This window comes from Micromonospora sp. AMSO1212t (genome assembly GCF_008868145.1).
GTDB classification, from domain to species: Bacteria; Actinomycetota; Actinomycetes; order Mycobacteriales; family Micromonosporaceae; genus Micromonospora; species Micromonospora tulbaghiae.
The window spans coordinates 62,409-77,796 of the sequence record NZ_WBKS01000003.1 but is presented as its reverse complement, the minus strand read 5'-3'; the positions used below and the strand labels follow the sequence as shown (position 1 = coordinate 77,796).

15 protein-coding genes are annotated in these 15,388 nt (G+C 73.9%); 9 read left to right on the top strand and 6 right to left on the bottom strand.

Annotation, left to right across the window (positions count from 1 at the left end; all coding sequences use genetic code 11):
• Positions 1–16: 16 nt before the first annotated feature.
• Complete coding sequence (gene abc-f / locus F8279_RS01660) at positions 17–1,654, bottom strand: ribosomal protection-like ABC-F family protein (protein ID WP_151498885.1); 1,638 nt, start codon at positions 1,652–1,654, stop codon at positions 17–19.
• Positions 1,655–2,099: 445 nt separating this feature from the next.
• On the opposite strand from abc-f, the gene F8279_RS01655 reads away from it, so the two are divergent.
• Complete coding sequence (locus F8279_RS01655) at positions 2,100–3,323, top strand: multidrug effflux MFS transporter (RefSeq protein WP_151498916.1); 1,224 nt, start codon at positions 2,100–2,102, stop codon at positions 3,321–3,323.
• 49 nt (positions 3,324–3,372) lie between these two features.
• Positions 3,373–3,948 carry an adenylate kinase gene (locus F8279_RS01650; protein ID WP_151498884.1) on the top strand — a complete coding sequence of 192 codons (576 nt, stop codon included), beginning with the start codon at positions 3,373–3,375 and terminating at the stop codon, positions 3,946–3,948.
• Here the strand turns inward: F8279_RS01650 and F8279_RS01645 are convergent, their stop codons facing one another.
• From F8279_RS01645 to F8279_RS01635, 3 genes are read right to left on the bottom strand one after another with little or no spacing between them, the layout of a single operon-like run.
• Complete coding sequence (locus tag F8279_RS01645; protein ID WP_151498883.1) at positions 3,949–4,896, bottom strand: acyltransferase domain-containing protein; 948 nt, start codon at positions 4,894–4,896, stop codon at positions 3,949–3,951. It lies immediately after the preceding gene.
• A gap of 49 nt (positions 4,897–4,945) precedes the next feature.
• Positions 4,946–5,257: a TraR/DksA C4-type zinc finger protein gene (locus F8279_RS01640; protein ID WP_091425150.1), complete on the bottom strand. Its 312-nt coding sequence runs from the start codon at positions 5,255–5,257 to the stop codon at positions 4,946–4,948.
• Between the two features lie 2 nt (positions 5,258–5,259).
• Entirely contained in the window at positions 5,260–6,099 is an 840-nt protein-coding gene (locus F8279_RS01635; protein WP_091425152.1) for a rod shape-determining protein, read from the bottom strand.
• A gap of 449 nt (positions 6,100–6,548) precedes the next feature.
• On the opposite strand from F8279_RS01635, the gene F8279_RS01630 reads away from it, so the two are divergent.
• Positions 6,549–6,779, top strand: coding sequence for a potassium transporter TrkA (locus tag F8279_RS01630; RefSeq protein ID WP_091425155.1), 231 nt, complete (start codon positions 6,549–6,551; stop codon positions 6,777–6,779).
• 22 nt (positions 6,780–6,801) lie between these two features.
• Here F8279_RS01630 and F8279_RS01625 read toward each other — a convergent pair whose 3' ends face one another.
• The gene (locus tag F8279_RS01625) at positions 6,802–8,028 is read right to left on the bottom strand and encodes a CdaR family transcriptional regulator (RefSeq protein ID WP_091425313.1); all 1,227 of its coding nucleotides are present in this window, start codon (positions 8,026–8,028) and stop codon (positions 6,802–6,804) included.
• A gap of 79 nt (positions 8,029–8,107) precedes the next feature.
• A complete protein-coding gene (locus F8279_RS01620) occupies positions 8,108–9,058 on the bottom strand; it encodes a hypothetical protein (protein WP_091425317.1) in 951 nt (316 codons plus the stop codon).
• Between the two features lie 191 nt (positions 9,059–9,249).
• On the opposite strand from F8279_RS01620, the gene F8279_RS01615 reads away from it, so the two are divergent.
• Genes F8279_RS01615 through mnhG form a run of 6 tightly spaced genes read left to right on the top strand, consistent with a single transcriptional unit; the run spans position 9,250 to position 15,370 of the window.
• Positions 9,250–12,084 (top strand): Na+/H+ antiporter subunit A, encoded by a 2,835-nt coding sequence (locus F8279_RS01615; protein WP_091425158.1) that lies wholly within the window; start codon positions 9,250–9,252, stop codon positions 12,082–12,084.
• Positions 12,081–12,548, top strand: a complete 468-nt coding sequence (locus F8279_RS01610; protein ID WP_091425161.1) for a Na(+)/H(+) antiporter subunit C — start codon at positions 12,081–12,083, stop codon at positions 12,546–12,548. Before F8279_RS01615 ends, F8279_RS01610 begins: the two co-directional genes overlap by 4 nt.
• Positions 12,545–14,116, top strand: coding sequence for a Na+/H+ antiporter subunit D (locus tag F8279_RS01605; RefSeq protein WP_091425163.1), 1,572 nt, complete (start codon positions 12,545–12,547; stop codon positions 14,114–14,116). Before F8279_RS01610 ends, F8279_RS01605 begins: the two co-directional genes overlap by 4 nt.
• On the top strand, positions 14,113–14,715 hold the full coding sequence (locus F8279_RS01600; RefSeq protein WP_151498882.1) for a Na+/H+ antiporter subunit E: 603 nt from the start codon (positions 14,113–14,115) through the stop codon (positions 14,713–14,715). The genes F8279_RS01605 and F8279_RS01600 overlap by 4 nt, the downstream gene beginning before the upstream one ends.
• Positions 14,712–14,975, top strand: a complete 264-nt coding sequence (locus tag F8279_RS01595; protein WP_091425167.1) for a monovalent cation/H+ antiporter complex subunit F — start codon at positions 14,712–14,714, stop codon at positions 14,973–14,975. Before F8279_RS01600 ends, F8279_RS01595 begins: the two co-directional genes overlap by 4 nt.
• Positions 14,972–15,370, top strand: coding sequence for a monovalent cation/H(+) antiporter subunit G (mnhG, locus tag F8279_RS01590; protein WP_091425168.1), 399 nt, complete (start codon positions 14,972–14,974; stop codon positions 15,368–15,370). The genes F8279_RS01595 and mnhG overlap by 4 nt, the downstream gene beginning before the upstream one ends.
• The last annotated feature ends 18 nt before the right edge of the window (positions 15,371–15,388 follow it).

The window sequence follows — 15,388 nt, the reverse complement described above, 5'->3', positions numbered from 1 at the left end:
GGGCCGGGCGGGCCGGTCAGCCGGCGTCCGGGGGACCGGTCTCCACCAGGCGTCCCTCGGCCAGGCGCAGCCAGCGGCCGACGTTGATCGCGGTGAGGAACCGCTCGTCGTGGCTCACCACCAGCAAGGCGCCCCGGTAGGCGTTGAGCGCGCTCTCCAACTGGCCGACGCTGACCAGGTCGAGGTTGTTCGTCGGCTCGTCGAGCAGCAGGAGCTGCGGGGCCGGTTCGGCACCGAGGACGCAGGCGAGCGTGGCGCGCAGCCGCTCGCCGCCGGAGAGCACCCCCACTGGGAGATGCGCTCGCGGGCCGCGGAACAGGAAGCGGGCGAGCAGGTTCATCCGCTGCGCGTCAGGGGCCTGCGGCGCGAACGCGGCGAGGTTCTCCGCCACGGTACGGTCCAGGTCCAGCAGGTCCAGCCGCTGCGACAGGTACGCGATCCGGCCCTCGGCGCGGGCGATCCGGCCGCTCTCGGGCTCCAGGCCGCCGTCGATCAGGCGCAGCAGTGTGGACTTGCCCGTGCCGTTGGCGCCGAGCAGGGCGATCCGCTCCGGGCCACGGATCGTCAGGTCGACACCGTCGGCGGCGAACAGGGACCGCTCGCCGTGCCGGACCCGGACCCGTTCGGCGGTCAGCAGCGTGCGTCCGGCCGGCACGTTCGTGGCGGGCAACTCCACCGTGATCCGCTGCTCGTCGCGCAGCGCCCGCTCGGCCTCGTCCAGCCGCGCCCGGGCGTCGTCGACCCGCCCGGAGTGCATCTCGTTCGCCCGGCCGGCGGACTCCTGGGCGTTGCGCTTCATGGTCCCGGCGAAGATCTTCGGCAGGCCGGCGCTCTTCAGGTTGCGGGAGGCGTTGCCGGCCCGCCGGGCGGCCCGCTCGCGGGCCTCCTGCAACTCCCGCTTCTCCCGCTTGAGGTCCTGTTCGGCGCTGCGGACGTTCTTTTCCGCCACCTCCTGCGCGGCCCGCACGGCCGCCTCGTACGAGGTGAAGTTGCCGCCGTGGAAGCGCATCTCGCCGCGGTCGAGTTCGGCGATGCGCTCCATCCGGTCCAGCAGCGCCCGGTCGTGGCTGACCAGCAGCAGGCACCCGTTCCACTGCTCCAGCACGTCGTAGAGCCGGTGCCGGGCGTCGAGGTCGAGGTTGTTCGTGGGCTCGTCCAGCAGCAGCACGTCGGGCTGCTTGAGCAGTTGCGCCGCCAGGCCGAGGGAGACGACCTGCCCACCGCTGAGCGTGTCCAGGCGCCGGTCGAAGGCGAGGTCGCCGAGGCCGAGCCGGTCGAGCTGGGCGCGGGTGCGTTCCTCGATGTCCCAGTCGTTGCCGATGGTGGTGAAGTGCTTCTCGTCGGCGTCGCCGGCCTCGATGGCGTGCAGCGCCGCGATCAGCGGGGCGATCTCCAGCACCTCGGCCACTGTGAGGCCGGCGGTCAGCGGCAGGCTCTGCGGGAGGTAGCCCGGCACGCCGTTGACAGTGATCGACCCGGCGGTGGGCCGGTGTTCACCTGCGATCAGCTTGAGCAGCGTGCTCTTGCCGGCCCCGTTCGGCGCGACCAGGCCCGTACGGCCGCCGCCGAGCGTGAAGGAGAGGTCCTGGAAGACCGGGGTGTCGTCCGGCCAGGAGAAGGTCAGGTTCGAGCAGACGATGAAGGAATGGGACATCGGGAAGACGACCTCGGAGTGAGGGCAGGCGGACCGGAGCCGCCCGGCAGGGGGACATGGTCTCGGGGAACGACGAAGCGACCACGGCGAACGGCGCTCATCCGCGCGTGCCGGTGGTCTGTCACATGCCCGGGCTCACCCGGAGATGTCGTCGTCACCCGCCATGTCTGATCTCCCTGCTTGCCAATCCTGGACTGGATCACTCCGCTCCACCGTAGCACCGACGACGCTCGCGAGCCGGTCCCGCAGACGGGCGTGCCGGAGCTGGCAGGCCGCGAGTGGCGCGTGACCTGCGTTACCTCTCGCCGAGACGGGAATGTGATCACGGGAGGCGCATTTGACTCAGGGTGTGAGTGCCGCACCCTCTCGCGCCCGGCTGCACGCCGACCGGACCGGGACGCCCCAGAAGACCGATGCCGCCCCGACGCCCAGCCCGGGCGACCTGATGAGCCGCAGTCAGCGGCTCAAGCTCGTGCTGGTCCTGGGCTCGCTGATCGCTGTGGGTCCGCTGACCATCGACATGTACCTGCCCGCGCTGCCCGCCATCGTCAGCGACTTCGCGACCACGTCAGCGGCGGTCCAGCTGACGCTCACCGGCACGCTCGCCGGGCTCGCCGTCGGGCAGCTGCTGATCGGGCCGCTGTCGGACGCGATCGGGCGGCGCCGCCCGCTGATCGCCGGTCTCCTGCTGCACATCCTGGCGTCGGCACTGTGTGTGGTCGCCCCGAACGTCGCCGTCCTCGGCGTCCTGCGCGTCGTGCAGGGCCTCGGTGTCGCCGCGACCGCCGTGGTGGCGATGGCGGTGGTACGTGACCTGTTCAGCGGGTCGGCGTTCGCCACCATGCTGTCCCGGCTGCTGCTGGTGATGGGCGCGGCGCCGGTGCTCGCTCCGACGCTGGGTGGCGGCGTGCTGCGGTGGACCGACTGGCGCGGCGTCTTCGTGGTCCTGGCCGTCTTCGGGGTGCTGCTCGTCGCGCTGGCCACGCTCGCGTTGCCCGAGACGTTGCCGCCCGCGCGTCGCCAGCGCGGCGGAGTCGTCGCGACCGTGAAGACGTACGGCGGGCTGCTGCGGGACCGGGTCTTCGTCGGTCTGGTCCTGGTCGCCGGGCTCGCCATGGCCGCGCTGTTCGCGTACGTCGCGGGGTCGTCGTTCGTCCTCCAGGACACCTACGGGCTCGACGAGCAGGAGTTCGGCCTGGCGTTCGGCGCGGGCGCGGTGGGCCTGATCGGCGCCACCCAGTACAACGTGCGGCTGCTGCGCCGCTACCCGTCGCAGTGGATCCTGGTGACGTCGCTGGCGGCGGGCACGGTGGCCGGACTCGCCCTGGTCGTGTTCGCCGCGACCGGCTTCGGTGGGCTGCCCGCCCTGCTGGTGTCGCTGTGGCTGGTGCTGGCGGCGGCGGGCCTGGCCATGCCGAACGCCCCGGCGCTGGCGCTGTCCCGCCACGGCGAGGCGGCCGGCACCGCGTCCGCCCTGCTCGGTGCCGTGCAGTTCGGCGTCGGCGCGGTGGCCGCGCCGCTGGTGGGCGTGCTCGGCACCGGCGCGGTGGCGATGGCCCTGGTGGTGGCCGGTGGAATGGTGGCGGCGCTGGTGGTGCTGCTGGTCGTCGTCCGGCCGTCCCAGCTCGCGGGCCTGGAGGCGGCGCCGGCGGTCGCTGTCGCGCACTGACCCGGCCGCCCGGATCGCGCCGGGTGCGCGCAGTGCATACGCTGCTGCCATGAACGCCCCGGCCCGCATCCTGGTCGAGGGCATCCACGGCTCCGGCAAGTCGACGCTCGCGGCGCATCTGGCGCAGCGGTTTGGCCTGCCCTGGCATCCGGTCGACGACCTGCTGTGGGAGCCCGGCTGGGTCGAGGTGCCGGTGGCCGAGCAGCGCCGCCGCATCGAGGCCATCTGCCGGCGCGACAGGTGGATCGTCGACGGCGCGTACCACGGCTGGCGGGACGTGGTCCTCGGCCGCGCCGACCTGGTGATCGGCCTGGACTATCCGCGCGGGGTCTCGTTCCGGCGGCTGCTGCGGCGCACCCTGCGGCGTCTGGCGAGCGGTGAGCTGATCTGCAACGGCAACCGGGAGACGCTGCGCAGCGTGCTGTCCCGCGATTCCGTCCTGGTGTGGCACCTGACCGGGTTCGGGCGGGCGCGGCGGCGGATGCGGGCCTGGGCGGCCGACCCGGCCGGGCCACCGGTGCTGCTGTTCGGCGACCCGGCCGCTCTCGACGACTGGCTGGCGCGCGGAGCGCCGGTGACACCGCATGCCGGGCCGGACCGGGGCGGCATGCGGCCGCTGACGTGACTACATCGGGAAGCGGCCCTGGCGCCACTGCCAGTGCCGGCCCGCCCGCATGTGGTCGATCACCGCGCGCTGGAGCGCGGTGCGGCGCGGCAGCCGGTCCAGCGGCGTGCTCAGGCTGCGGAACACGAACCGCAGCACCTCGACGTCGCCGTCCGGCGTGTCCTGCTCCTGGTGGGGCTCCAGCGTGAACCGCCGCTGGAACCGGATGATGTTGGAGTCCTCCGGCAGGTATTCGCGCAACTGCGGGTCGAGCAGCCAGGAGCCGCAGGAGAACGCGGTGTAGTGCTCGCCGGGGAAGTGGCGCGGGAAGAACGCGCGGGCCCGCTCCAGCGATGCGTCGACCGCCTCCGGGGTCAGCGGTCCCGAGTCCGGGATGTGCAGGCCGATCGCGCCGCCGTCGCCGCGCTGGTGCTGCAGCCGGCCCAGCTCGTAGAGGCCACCGCGCACGTGCAGCGTCAGCCAGCTCTGCATGACCGGCCAGCCGTCACCGTTCATCCGCCGGTCGACAGCGAGGTTGTTGCCCAGGTCGGCGAGCGTCGCCCAGGACACGTCGTCGGGGACGTCGTGGTCGCGGTGGTAGGCCCGGACGGCGTCGACCAGTGCGAGGTACGCGTAGACGTAGAGGTGCCGCCAGGCCGGACCCCGGTCGCGCGGCAGCGCCGGGCCCGGCGTCAGCCAGGCGTGGCCGCCGAGGTCGGCGCGGACCAGGGCGGTCGAGCGGTCGAGCAGCCAGCGCAGCTCGGGAGTCCACAGTGGTGAGCCGGGCTCCGGCCAGGCCGCCAGGATCTCGGCGGCGTCGTCGGGGCGGACCGCGAGCCGGTCCAGCAGTGCGGGCGCGTCCGCCCGGGCGGGCAGCGGCGCGGCGGGCCGGTCACCGGCGAGCCGGTGCACCCGGTCGACCTCCTCGACGGGCACGCCGAGCCGGCCGGCGACGTCATCGACATCCATGGCGGTGACGCTACCGGCCGGCGCCCACCCCGACAGCCCCGTGCGGTGCTCAGCGCCGTTGCTGGCACGGCACGCAGAAGCGGGCCGAGGGCAGGATCTCCAGGCGGGCGGTCGGGATGTCCTGCCCGCAGCGCTCGCAGACGCCGTACGTGCCCTCGGACACCCGCTTCAGCGCCTGGGCGGTGTCCGCGACGCCCTGGCGGGCGGTCTCGATCAGCCGGCGCAGCGTGTCCGGGTCGTGCCCGCCGTAGTCGGGCTGCCGCGTGTGCAGCGTCAGCTCGGTGAGCTGGTCGGTGTACTCGCCGAACTGCCGGTCCAGCAGTTCGCGCAGCGTGTCGGTGCGGTTGAGGGCGTGCGTCATGATCAGGCGCTCCTTTCCGGGCGGCGCTCGGTGTCGTGCGGGTGTCGCAGGGCCGAGATGGCGGCCATGCCGGCGCCGGTCAGCGCGGCGGTACGGGGTGACGCGGCGCGGTGCACCGTCGCGCCGAGCGTGGCGACCAGGCGGGCCGTCACGTCGGGCCGGGTGGCGCCGTCACCGATGACGATCGGGCCACGGGCCAGCGCGGCGCGGACCTGGGGCCGCAGCGCCGCGTCCTGACGCAGCTCGCGTACCAGCCGGGAGGTGGTGTCGGCGAGCATGGCGGCGGTCGTCGTGTGGTTCAGGTCCCGGGTGCCGGCCTCGGCCCGCCGGGCGGCGACCACCCGGCCGTCCTCCAGCAGCGCCACCTCGGTGAGCTGGGCGCCGATGTCGGCGACCAGCAGGGTGCCGGCGGCGGCGCCGGCACCGATGGCGCCCGCCCGGACGCTGTCGAGGAACAGCAGCCGGGACGGCGCGAGCACGGCGGTGAGCACCCGGCGGGTCGCCTCCTGCTCGGCCGGCGCGGCGAGCACCGGGCGGCAGGCCACGACCAGCGCGCCGACCGGAACCGGGGTGCGGTGGTCGCGCAGGATCTGCCGCAGCTCGGAGACGCAGCCCGGACCGTCGACGATCCGGCCGCGCCGCACGACCGGGCTGCGCAGGCCGTGGCCGAGCGGGACGCTCAGCGTCCGGCCCGGTCCCAGCCAGATCCGCAGCAGGCTGCTGCCGAGGTCCACGGCGAGCGGCGCCGCGTCGACCGTCACCGGCGGGCGGCTGCCGTGGGAGCGGCCGATCAGCATGCCGGTACGGGCCGGAGGACGAATGGCGGTGACAGGGTGCGGCATACCGACCTCTTTCGGATCAGGGTGCCCAACGGGCGGTGGACGATGCGGGGAAGGGGCGTGGCCGGGGCCGCGGGCGTCGGATTCACTCGACGACGCCGGCGGCCGGGGGCTCAGACGCGCTTCTGGTCGCCGCTCGCAGATCGGGACGCGAGGAGACCGGCGAACACCGGTGGCGGAGCCATCGACGTGCGGGTCATGCTCACCACCTCCTCGCTACTCGGGTACCGCCTCGGACCTCCAGCGTCGCCGGGAACACCACGCGCGGCAGTGCACACCACCGGCCAACAACGGGCGCAATGATTGCCGGTGGCCGGAACCCGGATTCACCCGTACCCCGTGGCTATGGTTGACACATGGAGAACGCGAGCCCAGCTCGAACATCCACCGCGTCGCCCTGACGCCGGCCGGCTCCGGCGGGCCCGCGGCGACCGCGTCCGAAGGAGGTCCCCGTGATCATCGAACGTACGACCCTCCCCGGCATCGGGGTCCGGCACACGCTGACCACGGAGGAGGGCCGCCGGATCGGCGTGATCGACTATCAGGTCGGCGGCCGGCGCGACGTCGTCCACGACGACCCGGACGACCCGGACCGCATGGTCACGCTCACCCTCACCCCTGACGAGGCGTCGGCCCTGGCGAACCTGCTCGGCTTCCCGGAGCTGGTGGCCGTACCGGCCTGAGCCGGTCACCCGGCGGCGGCCCCTACGCCGGCAGCGGCCGGCGCGGCCAGTCGAGCGCCCGCGCGCCGAGCACGGCGGCGTGCAGCGTGAACCGGTCCCGCGCGTCGGCGGGGTCGTAGCCGCTCAACGCCCGGATCCGGGCCAGCCGGTAGGTGACGGTGCGCACCGACACGTGCAGCCGGCGAGCCGCCTCAGTGGCGACCTCGCCGCAGGCGAAGTACTCGTTCAGCGTGTCCAGCAGCGGCTCGGCGCCCCCGCGCGCCTGGGCCAGCGGCGTCAGCACCGCCCGCACCAGATCGACCATGGCGGGCTGGTCGCGCAGCAGCACCCGGTAGATCAGCAGGTCGTGCGCGTCGATCACCGATGCCTCGCTGTGCAGGCGCCGCGCCGTGGTCAGCGCCTCCCGGGCCTCCTCGTACGAGCGGGCGATGCCGTAGACGCCCGGGTGCGGGCGGCCCACCGCCACCTGCCACGGCCGGCCCCGGACCAGCCGGTCCAGCTCGCCGTGCATCAGCGCGCCCAGGTTCCCGGTCGCGCCGGCGCCGCGGCCCCGGTCGGCGGCCACCGGGTCCGCCGGGGCGATCACCACGAGCAGCCCTTCCTTGGTGGCCACCAGCACGTCCCGGTCACCGAGCCGGTCGAAGATGACCCGCTCCAGCGCGCTGATCGCCGCGTCGGTGTCCGGCAGCCGCCGGCCCGGCGCGGCGAGCGCGACCTGGTGCACCCGGGCCAGGTCCAGGCCGAACGGCTCGGCCCGCTCCACCAGCCCGCCCAGGTCGGAGTCGCCGCGCAGCAGGTCGTCGACGAGTTCCCGGCGCAGCGACTCCTCGCGCCGGACCAGTTCCCGGCGGGCCACCGCGTACCCCTCGGCGAGCGTGGCCACGGCGGTGTCGACCACGTGCAGGACGGCGTCGGCGGCGGCGCGGACCGCCTCGCTGTCGTCGGACCGGTCCAGGTGGGGAAGCTGCCGCCAGACGCGCCGCGCCGCGGACAGGTAGAGGCGTACCGCGCGGCCGGCCGAGATCCCCTGCTCGGCCGCGCGCCGGCCCAGCGCGCCGACCGCGTCGAGTTCGGCGCGGCGCGGGCGGCGGCCGGTCACCGCCGCGTCGGTCAGCAGCCGCAGGTAGTCGCCGAGCAGCTCCACCGGCACGCCGCCGGCGTCGGCGCCCGCCTCGCGGGCCACCTCGGCCAGCCACTGCTCGTCCTCGCCGCCCGCGACCGGTGCCGGCCGGCGGACGCTGTCGCTCATCGCGGTCTCCCTGGACGGGGCCGGCACCGGACGCCGGCCCACCGCACCAGCCTAGGCGGCGGGTCCGGCGCACCCTGTGTCATCGCCGCGACGGTGGTTCCGGGTCGATCACGAGCGCCGGCCCGGTGCGCCGCGCGCCCCGGGCGCCGCGGGTCAGCAGCTGCGCCGTCCGTGCCGGGTCGTCGCCGGCGGCCACCTGATCGAGTACGCGCAGCCAGCGCTCCCCGTGCGCGTCGGTGAAGCCGGTGCCGACGACGGCGATCCGGCGGCCGGTGACCGGGCCGGGCGGGGCGTGGTCGCCCGGCTCCGTCGACCCGATCGCCGGCCCCTGCGGCACTCCGGCGGGTTCGGCGCGGCTCCCGGCGGCGACGACGAGATCCGGTGAGCCGCATCGCACCGCCCGTACCGACCCGGCTCGGTCCACGTCGACGATCGTGGCGCGCAGGTGGCCCGCCGGGGCGAGATCTCGTACCACCCGGTCCAGCGCGCCGACCAGGTGCGGCACTGTGCGCCGTGGTCCGGCGGCGGCCCGTCGGAACGCCTGCTCGATCGCCCGGCGCCCGGTGGGCGTGTCCAGCGCGGCGCCGGTGACCGTGCCGAGCAGGACGCGCAGCCCGCCGCCGCGGACCGGTACGGCGGCGCCGATCTCCCCGGCCGTGCCGCAGATCGCCAGCGCGGCGCTTCCGGGCCCGGCCGGCACGGTGAACACCGCGACGTCGGTCGGCGCGGCGACCCGCGCCAGGGCGGCGGTCCGCGTCCGGCGGCGGGCCCAGGCCAGGACCGGCACCGCGGCGAGGCCGGCCGCCGAGGCGAGCAGCGCCTGCGGATCACTGCGGTGGCCGGGGATCACCGGTACGACGACGGACAGCGCGAGCAGCACGCCCGCCCAGGCCGACACCAGCGCCGCCACCCGGGGCCGGGCCGAGACGCCGAGCAGGCCGGGCAGCAGCACCCAGCCGACCGGCGTGCTGACCTCGGCGAGGCCCATCAGCATCGCGTTCCCGGTGGTGCCCGCCAGGGCGGTTCGCATCGGCAGCACGCCGACCACCCTATCGGGGTGCCCGCCGGACGCCGACCGGTGTACCGGGCAGAGTAAACCTCACTCCTTACCCGAAGCAGAGCGGAGGCGACACGACACGTTCGCGTGATTCTCTCGACATACCGTCTCGCCACATCGCCGGTTAGGGTTGACGTACCGCAGGTCGATCTTGAGGAGTGTGTGTGCTGGTTCTGGTGGCGGTCCATGCGTTCGCAGCCGTGACCGCCCCCGTGCTGGTACGCCTCCTCGGTAGGCGGGCTCTCTACCTGCTGGCGGCCGTCCCGGCGGCGGCGCTGATCTGGGCGGTGACCCGGACCGAACCTGTCCGCGCGGGCCGGCCCGTCGTCGAGACCGTCACCTGGGTACCGCAGCTCGGCCTGGAACTCGCCCTGCGCATGGGCACGCTGTCCTGGCTGCTGGTGCTGCTCGTCGGTGGGGTCGGCGCCCTCGTGCTGGCCTACAGCGCCCGTTACTTCCGCTCCGACGATCCCGGCCTCGGCCGGTTCGCCGCGGTGTTCCTCGCGTTCGCCGGCGCGATGCTCGGCCTGGTCGTCTCCGACGACCTGCTGCTGCTGTACGTGTTCTGGGAACTCACCACCGTCTTCTCGTACCTGCTGATCGGCAGCGACCCGACCAAGCGGGCCAGCCGCCGCGCGGCGATGCAGGCCCTGCTGGTGACCACACTCGGCGGCCTGGCGATGCTCGCCGGTTTCGTCATGCTCGGCCAGCACGCCGGCTCGTACCGGTGGTCGGAGATCGCCGGGAACCTCCCCGAGGGCGGCTACCTCACCGTCGCGCTGGTGCTCGTCCTGCTCGGCGTGACCAGCAAGTCGGCCATCTTCCCGTTCAGCTTCTGGCTCCCGCGCGCGATGGCCGCGCCCACGCCGGTCAGCGCGTACCTGCACGCCGCGGCCATGGTGAAAGCGGGCGTGTTCCTGGCCGCGCTGATGGGCCCCGCGGTGGGCCAGACCACCGTGTGGCGTGGCGTCCTGCTGGCCGGCGGCCTGATCACCCTGTTCCTCGGCGGGTGGACGGCGCTGCGGCAGGTCGACCTGAAGCTGCTGCTGGCGTACGGCACGGTGAGCCAGCTCGGCCTGCTCATGGTGATCCTCGGCGCGGGCACCCGCGACACCGCGCTGGCCGGCGCCGCGATGCTGCTGGCGCACGCCCTGTTCAAAGCCACACTGTTCCTCGTCGTCGGCGTCGTCGACCACGTCACCGGCACCCGCGACCTGCGGGAGCTCAGCGGCCTGGGCCGCCGCGCGCCGGTGCTGGCGGCCGTCGCCGGACTCGCGGCCGCCTCCATGGCGGGCCTGCCGCCGCTGATCGGCTTCGTGGCCAAGGAGGCCGCGCTCGAGGCGTTCCTGCACGGCGGCACGACCGAACTGCTGGTGCTCGCCGGAGTGGTGACCGGCTCGGCGTTGACCGTCGCGTACACCGCGCGCTTCCTCTGGGGCGCGTTCGCCGCCAAGCCCGGCGTGCAGGAGACACGGCCGCACCGGATCGAGCCGGCGTTCATCGGCCCGGCGGCGGTGCTCGCCCTCGCCGGCCTCGCGGTCGGCGTCCTCGCCCCGGCGGTGGACCGGGTGCTGGCCCCGTACGCCGACCAGTTCCCGACCGCCGACCCCGGCTACCACCTGGCCCTCTGGCACGGGCTGACCCCGGCGCTGGGCCTGTCGGCGCTCGCGGTGGCGGGTGGCCTCGGGCTGTTCCTGCTGCTGCACCGGCGCCGGCCGTACCTGCCGCGGCTGCCCTTCGACGGCGCCACCGGCTACGACCGCCTGGCCGGGGCGGTCGACCGCGCGGCCGTCGAGCTGACCGGCGCCACCCAGCGTGGCTCGCTGCCGTTCTACCTCGGCGTCATCCTGCTGGTCCTGGTCGTGCTTCCCGGCGGCGCGGTGCTCGCCGGCGCGCCGTGGGCCCGGCGGTTCCAGCTCTGGGACACCCCGTTGCAGGCGGTCGCCGGCGCGGTCATCGTGGTCGCGGCGCTGGTGGCCGCGCGCGCCCGCCGCCGGCTGACCGCGATGATCCTGGTCGGCGTGACCGGCTACGGCACGGCGCTGATGTTCATCCTGCACGGCGCGCCCGACCTCGCGCTCACCCAGTTCCTGGTGGAGACCGTCACGATCGTGATGTTCGTGCTGGTGCTGCGCCGGCTGCCGCGCCGGTTCTCGGCCCGCCCGATCCGCGCCACCCGGCGGTTCCGCGTCGCGCTCGGCGTCGCCGTCGGCGTGGTCACCGCGGGCATGGCGTACGTGGCGGCGGGCAGCCGGACCGCGACGCCGATCTCGGTCGGCTTCCCGGACGAGGCCGTGTCCTACGGCGGCGGCAAGAACGTGGTCAACGTGACGCTCGTCGACATCCGGGCCTGGGACACCATGGGCGAGATCGCCGTGCTGGTGGTGGCCGCCACCGGCGTGGCCAGCCTGATCTTCCGTCGCACCCGCGCGCTGGACCTCCGCAGCGGCATCCCCGGTGCCGGCCCGCAGAACTCGTCGCGTCCGCGCTGGCTGACCAGCGGCGCGACCTCCCGGCAGCAGTCGGTGATCCTCCAGGTGGTCACCCGGCTGCTCTTCCACGCCATCCTGCTGTTCTCGATCTACCTGCTCTTCTCCGGCCACAACGCCCCCGGTGGCGGTTTCGCCGCGGGTCTGGTCGCCGGGCTGGGGCTCGCCGTGCGGTACCTGGCAGGCGGGCGTACCGAACTCAACGGCGCCGCGCCCGTGGACGCGGGCCTGGTACTCGGCGCGGGGCTGTTCGTGGCGGTCGGCACCGGCGTGGCCGCGATGCTGCTGGGCGGCGAGTTCCTCCAGAGCGCGACGCTCGACTTCCACCTGCCGCTGCTGGGCCACGTGCACTTCGTGACGTCGGTCTTCTTCGACGTGGGCGTCTACCTCATCGTGGTCGGCCTCGTACTGGACATCCTGCGCAGCCTGGGCGCCGAGATGGACCGCCAGGAGGAGGTCGACGAACAGGAGACCGAACCGGCCGGCGTACGGGAAGAGGAGCTGGTATGAGCCCGAACGTCCCCAACCTGGTCTACGTCGTGGTCATCGGCGTCCTGTTCGCCACCGGCGTCACCCTGCTGCTGGAACGCAGCCTCACCCGTGTCCTGATGGGGGTCATCCTGCTCGGCAACGGCGCGAACCTGCTGCTGCTCACCGGCGGCCGGGCCGGTGGCCCGCCGATCGTCGGCACCACCGCCCAGGAGGACATGTCCGACCCGCTGCCGCAGGCGATGGTGCTGACCGCGATCGTGATCACGCTCGGCATGACCGCGTTCCTGCTCGCGCTGGCCTACCGGAGCTGGCACCTCAACGGGCACGACGAGGTGCAGGACGACGTCGAGGACCGCCGGATCATGGAGCTGGCCGACCGGGACGAGGGCCCCGGCACCTCGGACTCGGACACCGTCGACGCCGCCGACGGCAGCCCGGAGGCCCGGGTGCTCGCCGCGGGTGAGGCGGAGGCCGTCCGATGACCTGGCTCGTCCCGCTGCCGGTGGTGATGCCGCTGCTCGGCGCCGCCCTCACCCTGCTGCTCGCCCGCCGGGCCCGCGCCCAGCGGTGGGTCAGCATCATCGTGCTCACCGCCACCGTCGCGGTGGCCGCGATGCTCCTGGTCCGCTCTTCGCTGGACGGCCCGCTCGTGGTGGAGGTGGGCGGCTGGGCGGCGCCGATGGGCATCGTGCTCGTCGCCGACCAGCTCGCCGCGCTGATGCTCGTGGTGTCCGCCTCGGTGACCCTCTGCGTGCTCGTCTACTCCATCGGGCAGGGCATGGCCGACGGCAACGAGGAGACGCCGCTGTCGGTCTACCACCCGACCTACCTGGTGCTGACCGCTGGCGTCTGCAACGCCTTCCTCTCCGGCGACCTGTTCAACCTCTACGTCGGCTTCGAGATCCTGCTGGTGGCGAGCTACGTGCTGCTGACGCTCGGCAGCACCGAGACGCGGATCCGGGCCGGCACCACGTACGTCGTGGTCAGCCTGCTCTCGTCGCTGATCTTCCTGGTGGCGATCGGCCTGGTCTACTCCGCCACCGGCACGCTGAACCTGGCGCAGCTCGCGGACCGCCTGGACGCGCTGCCCGACGACATCCGCCTGGTGCTGCAGGGCATGCTGCTGCTCGCGTTCGGGATCAAGGCGGCGGTGTTCCCGCTGTCGGCGTGGCTGCCGGACAGCTACCCGACCGCGCCCGCCCCGGTGACCGCGGTCTTCGCCGGCCTGCTCACCAAGGTCGGCGTGTACGCGATCATCCGCACCGAGACGCTGCTGTTCCCGGGCGGCCGCACCGCCGACCTGCTCATGGTGATAGCGGCGCTGACCATGGTGGTGGGCATCCTCGGCGCGGTGGCCCAGTCGGACATCAAGCGGCTGCTGTCGTTCACGCTCGTCAGCCACATCGGGTACATGCTGTTCGGGGTCGGGTTGACCACCCCGCTCGGCCTGTCCGCGGCGATCTTCTACGTGGTGCACCACATCACCATCCAGACCACGCTGTTCCTCGCCGCCGGCCTGGTCGAACGGCGCGGCGGCAGCACCGCGCTGGACCGCCTCGGCGGGCTGGCCCGGCTGTCGCCGATGCTGGCCGTGCTGTTCTTCGTGCCCGCGCTGAACCTGGCCGGCATACCACCGTTCTCCGGGTTCCTCGGCAAGCTCGGCCTGGTCCAGGCCGGCGTCGACGACGGCGGGTTCCTGGCCTGGTCGCTCGTCGCCGGGGGACTGCTCACCAGCCTGCTCACGCTCTACGCCATCGCCCGGGTGTGGAACCTCGCCTTCTGGCGGGCCCCGCACGCGGACATGCCGGAACCCGGTGACGCCGACCGGGCGGCCCGCACCGACGGCGCCGAGCAGCCGCACGACGGCCCGGCGCCGGCCGGGGCGGTGCTGCCCCGGCTGATGACGGTGTCCACCGCCGCCCTCGTGGTGCTCGGCCTGGCGCTGACAGTGGTGGCCGGGCCGCTGTTCGACATCAGCACCGACGCCGCCGACGACCTGTTGCGCCGTGCCCCGTACGTCGAGGCCGTGTTCCCGGAGGGACCGCCGTGACCAGTCAGCCGAAAGCGCCACTGACCCGCCGTGACCGCTGGCGCAACCGGGCCATCGCCGTGACCGGCCTGGTCACCGTCTGGGTGCTGTTGTGGGGCACCTTCAGCTGGGCCAACGTGCTCAGCGGACTCGTGGTCGCGGCCGTGCTGCTGGTGGTCTTCCCGCTGCCCCCCGTCACGTTCGCCGGCCGGATCCGGCCGGTGCCGCTGCTGCGGTTCGTGGTTCGCTTCCTGTACGACCTGGTGGTGGCGTCCGCGCAGGTGGCCTGGCTGGCCGTCCGGTCCAAGCACCCGCAGTCGGCGATCATCGCGGTGCCGCTGCGGGTGAACACCGACCTCAACCTCACCCTCAACGCCGAAGCCCTGTCGCTGGTGCCGGGCAGCCTGATCCTGGAGGCCGACCGGAGCACCGGCACGCTCTACGTGCACGTCATCGGCATCCGCAGCCTCGACGAGGTGGAGCGCTTCCGGAGCGGCGTGCTGGAGCTGGAGGAGCGCATCATCGCCGCCGTCGGCTCGGCCGAGGAGCTGAGCCTGATCCGTCGATCCGTACCCACCGGCCCGTCCGGGTCGGTCGACCTGGAAGGAGCACCGACGTGACCGTCATCGCCGTGATCGTCACCGCGCTGCTCGTCGCGGCCGGTGGGCTCACCCTCGTCCGCATCATCCGCGGGCCGTCGATCCTCGACCGGGCCGTCGCCACCGACGTGCTGCTCGCCGTCGCGGTCGCGGCCATCGCCACCGAGGCGGCCTACAGCCGGGACGCCACCGCGCTTCCGGTCCTGGTGGTCCTCGCCCTGGTCGGCTTCGTCGGCTCGGTGAGCGTCGCCCGGTTCGCGTCCCGGAGAAGCTCGAAGTGATGCTCGACGCGATCCTGGACACCGTCGCCGGCATCTGCCTGATCGCCGGCGCCCTGCTCTGCCTCGCCGCGGGCATCGCGCTGATCCGCTTCCCGGACGTGCTGTCGCGGATGCACGCGGCGGCCAAGCCGCAGGTGCTGGGGCTGCTGCTGGTGCTGCTCGGCTGCGCGCTGCGGCTGCGTACCGGGGTGGACATCACGACGCTGGTCCTGGTCGGCCTGTTCCAGCTCGCCACCGCCCCGGTCGCGGCGCACATGGTCGGGCGGACCGCGTACCCGCACGACGACATCCGGCGGGACCTGCTGATCACCGACGAGCTGTCCGACCACATCGACCGCATCCGGGCGGACCGGGCCGGTGAGCCGCAGGAGACGTCGCCGGTCCACACGTCCTGAGACTCCGCACGAGCGCCG

What these genes read in the sequence shown, in the direction of transcription:
- F8279_RS01645 (WP_151498883.1), bottom strand. Translation starts at nt 4,896, where the DNA reads ATGGATGTCGATGACGTCGCCGGCCGGCTCGGCGTGCCCGTCGAGGAG.
- F8279_RS01610 (WP_091425161.1), top strand. Translation starts at nt 12,081, where the DNA reads ATGAGCCCGAACGTCCCCAACCTGGTCTACGTCGTGGTCATCGGCGTC.
- F8279_RS01655 (WP_151498916.1), top strand. Translation starts at nt 2,100, where the DNA reads ATGAGCCGCAGTCAGCGGCTCAAGCTCGTGCTGGTCCTGGGCTCGCTG.
- F8279_RS01625 (WP_091425313.1), bottom strand. Translation starts at nt 8,028, where the DNA reads ATGAGCGACAGCGTCCGCCGGCCGGCACCGGTCGCGGGCGGCGAGGAC.
- F8279_RS01635 (WP_091425152.1), bottom strand. Translation starts at nt 6,099, where the DNA reads ATGCCGCACCCTGTCACCGCCATTCGTCCTCCGGCCCGTACCGGCATG.
- F8279_RS01650 (WP_151498884.1), top strand. Translation starts at nt 3,373, where the DNA reads ATGAACGCCCCGGCCCGCATCCTGGTCGAGGGCATCCACGGCTCCGGC.
- abc-f (WP_151498885.1), bottom strand. Translation starts at nt 1,654, where the DNA reads ATGTCCCATTCCTTCATCGTCTGCTCGAACCTGACCTTCTCCTGGCCG.
- F8279_RS01620 (WP_091425317.1), bottom strand. Translation starts at nt 9,058, where the DNA reads ATGCGAACCGCCCTGGCGGGCACCACCGGGAACGCGATGCTGATGGGC.
- F8279_RS01605 (WP_091425163.1), top strand. Translation starts at nt 12,545, where the DNA reads ATGACCTGGCTCGTCCCGCTGCCGGTGGTGATGCCGCTGCTCGGCGCC.
- F8279_RS01640 (WP_091425150.1), bottom strand. Translation starts at nt 5,257, where the DNA reads ATGACGCACGCCCTCAACCGCACCGACACGCTGCGCGAACTGCTGGAC.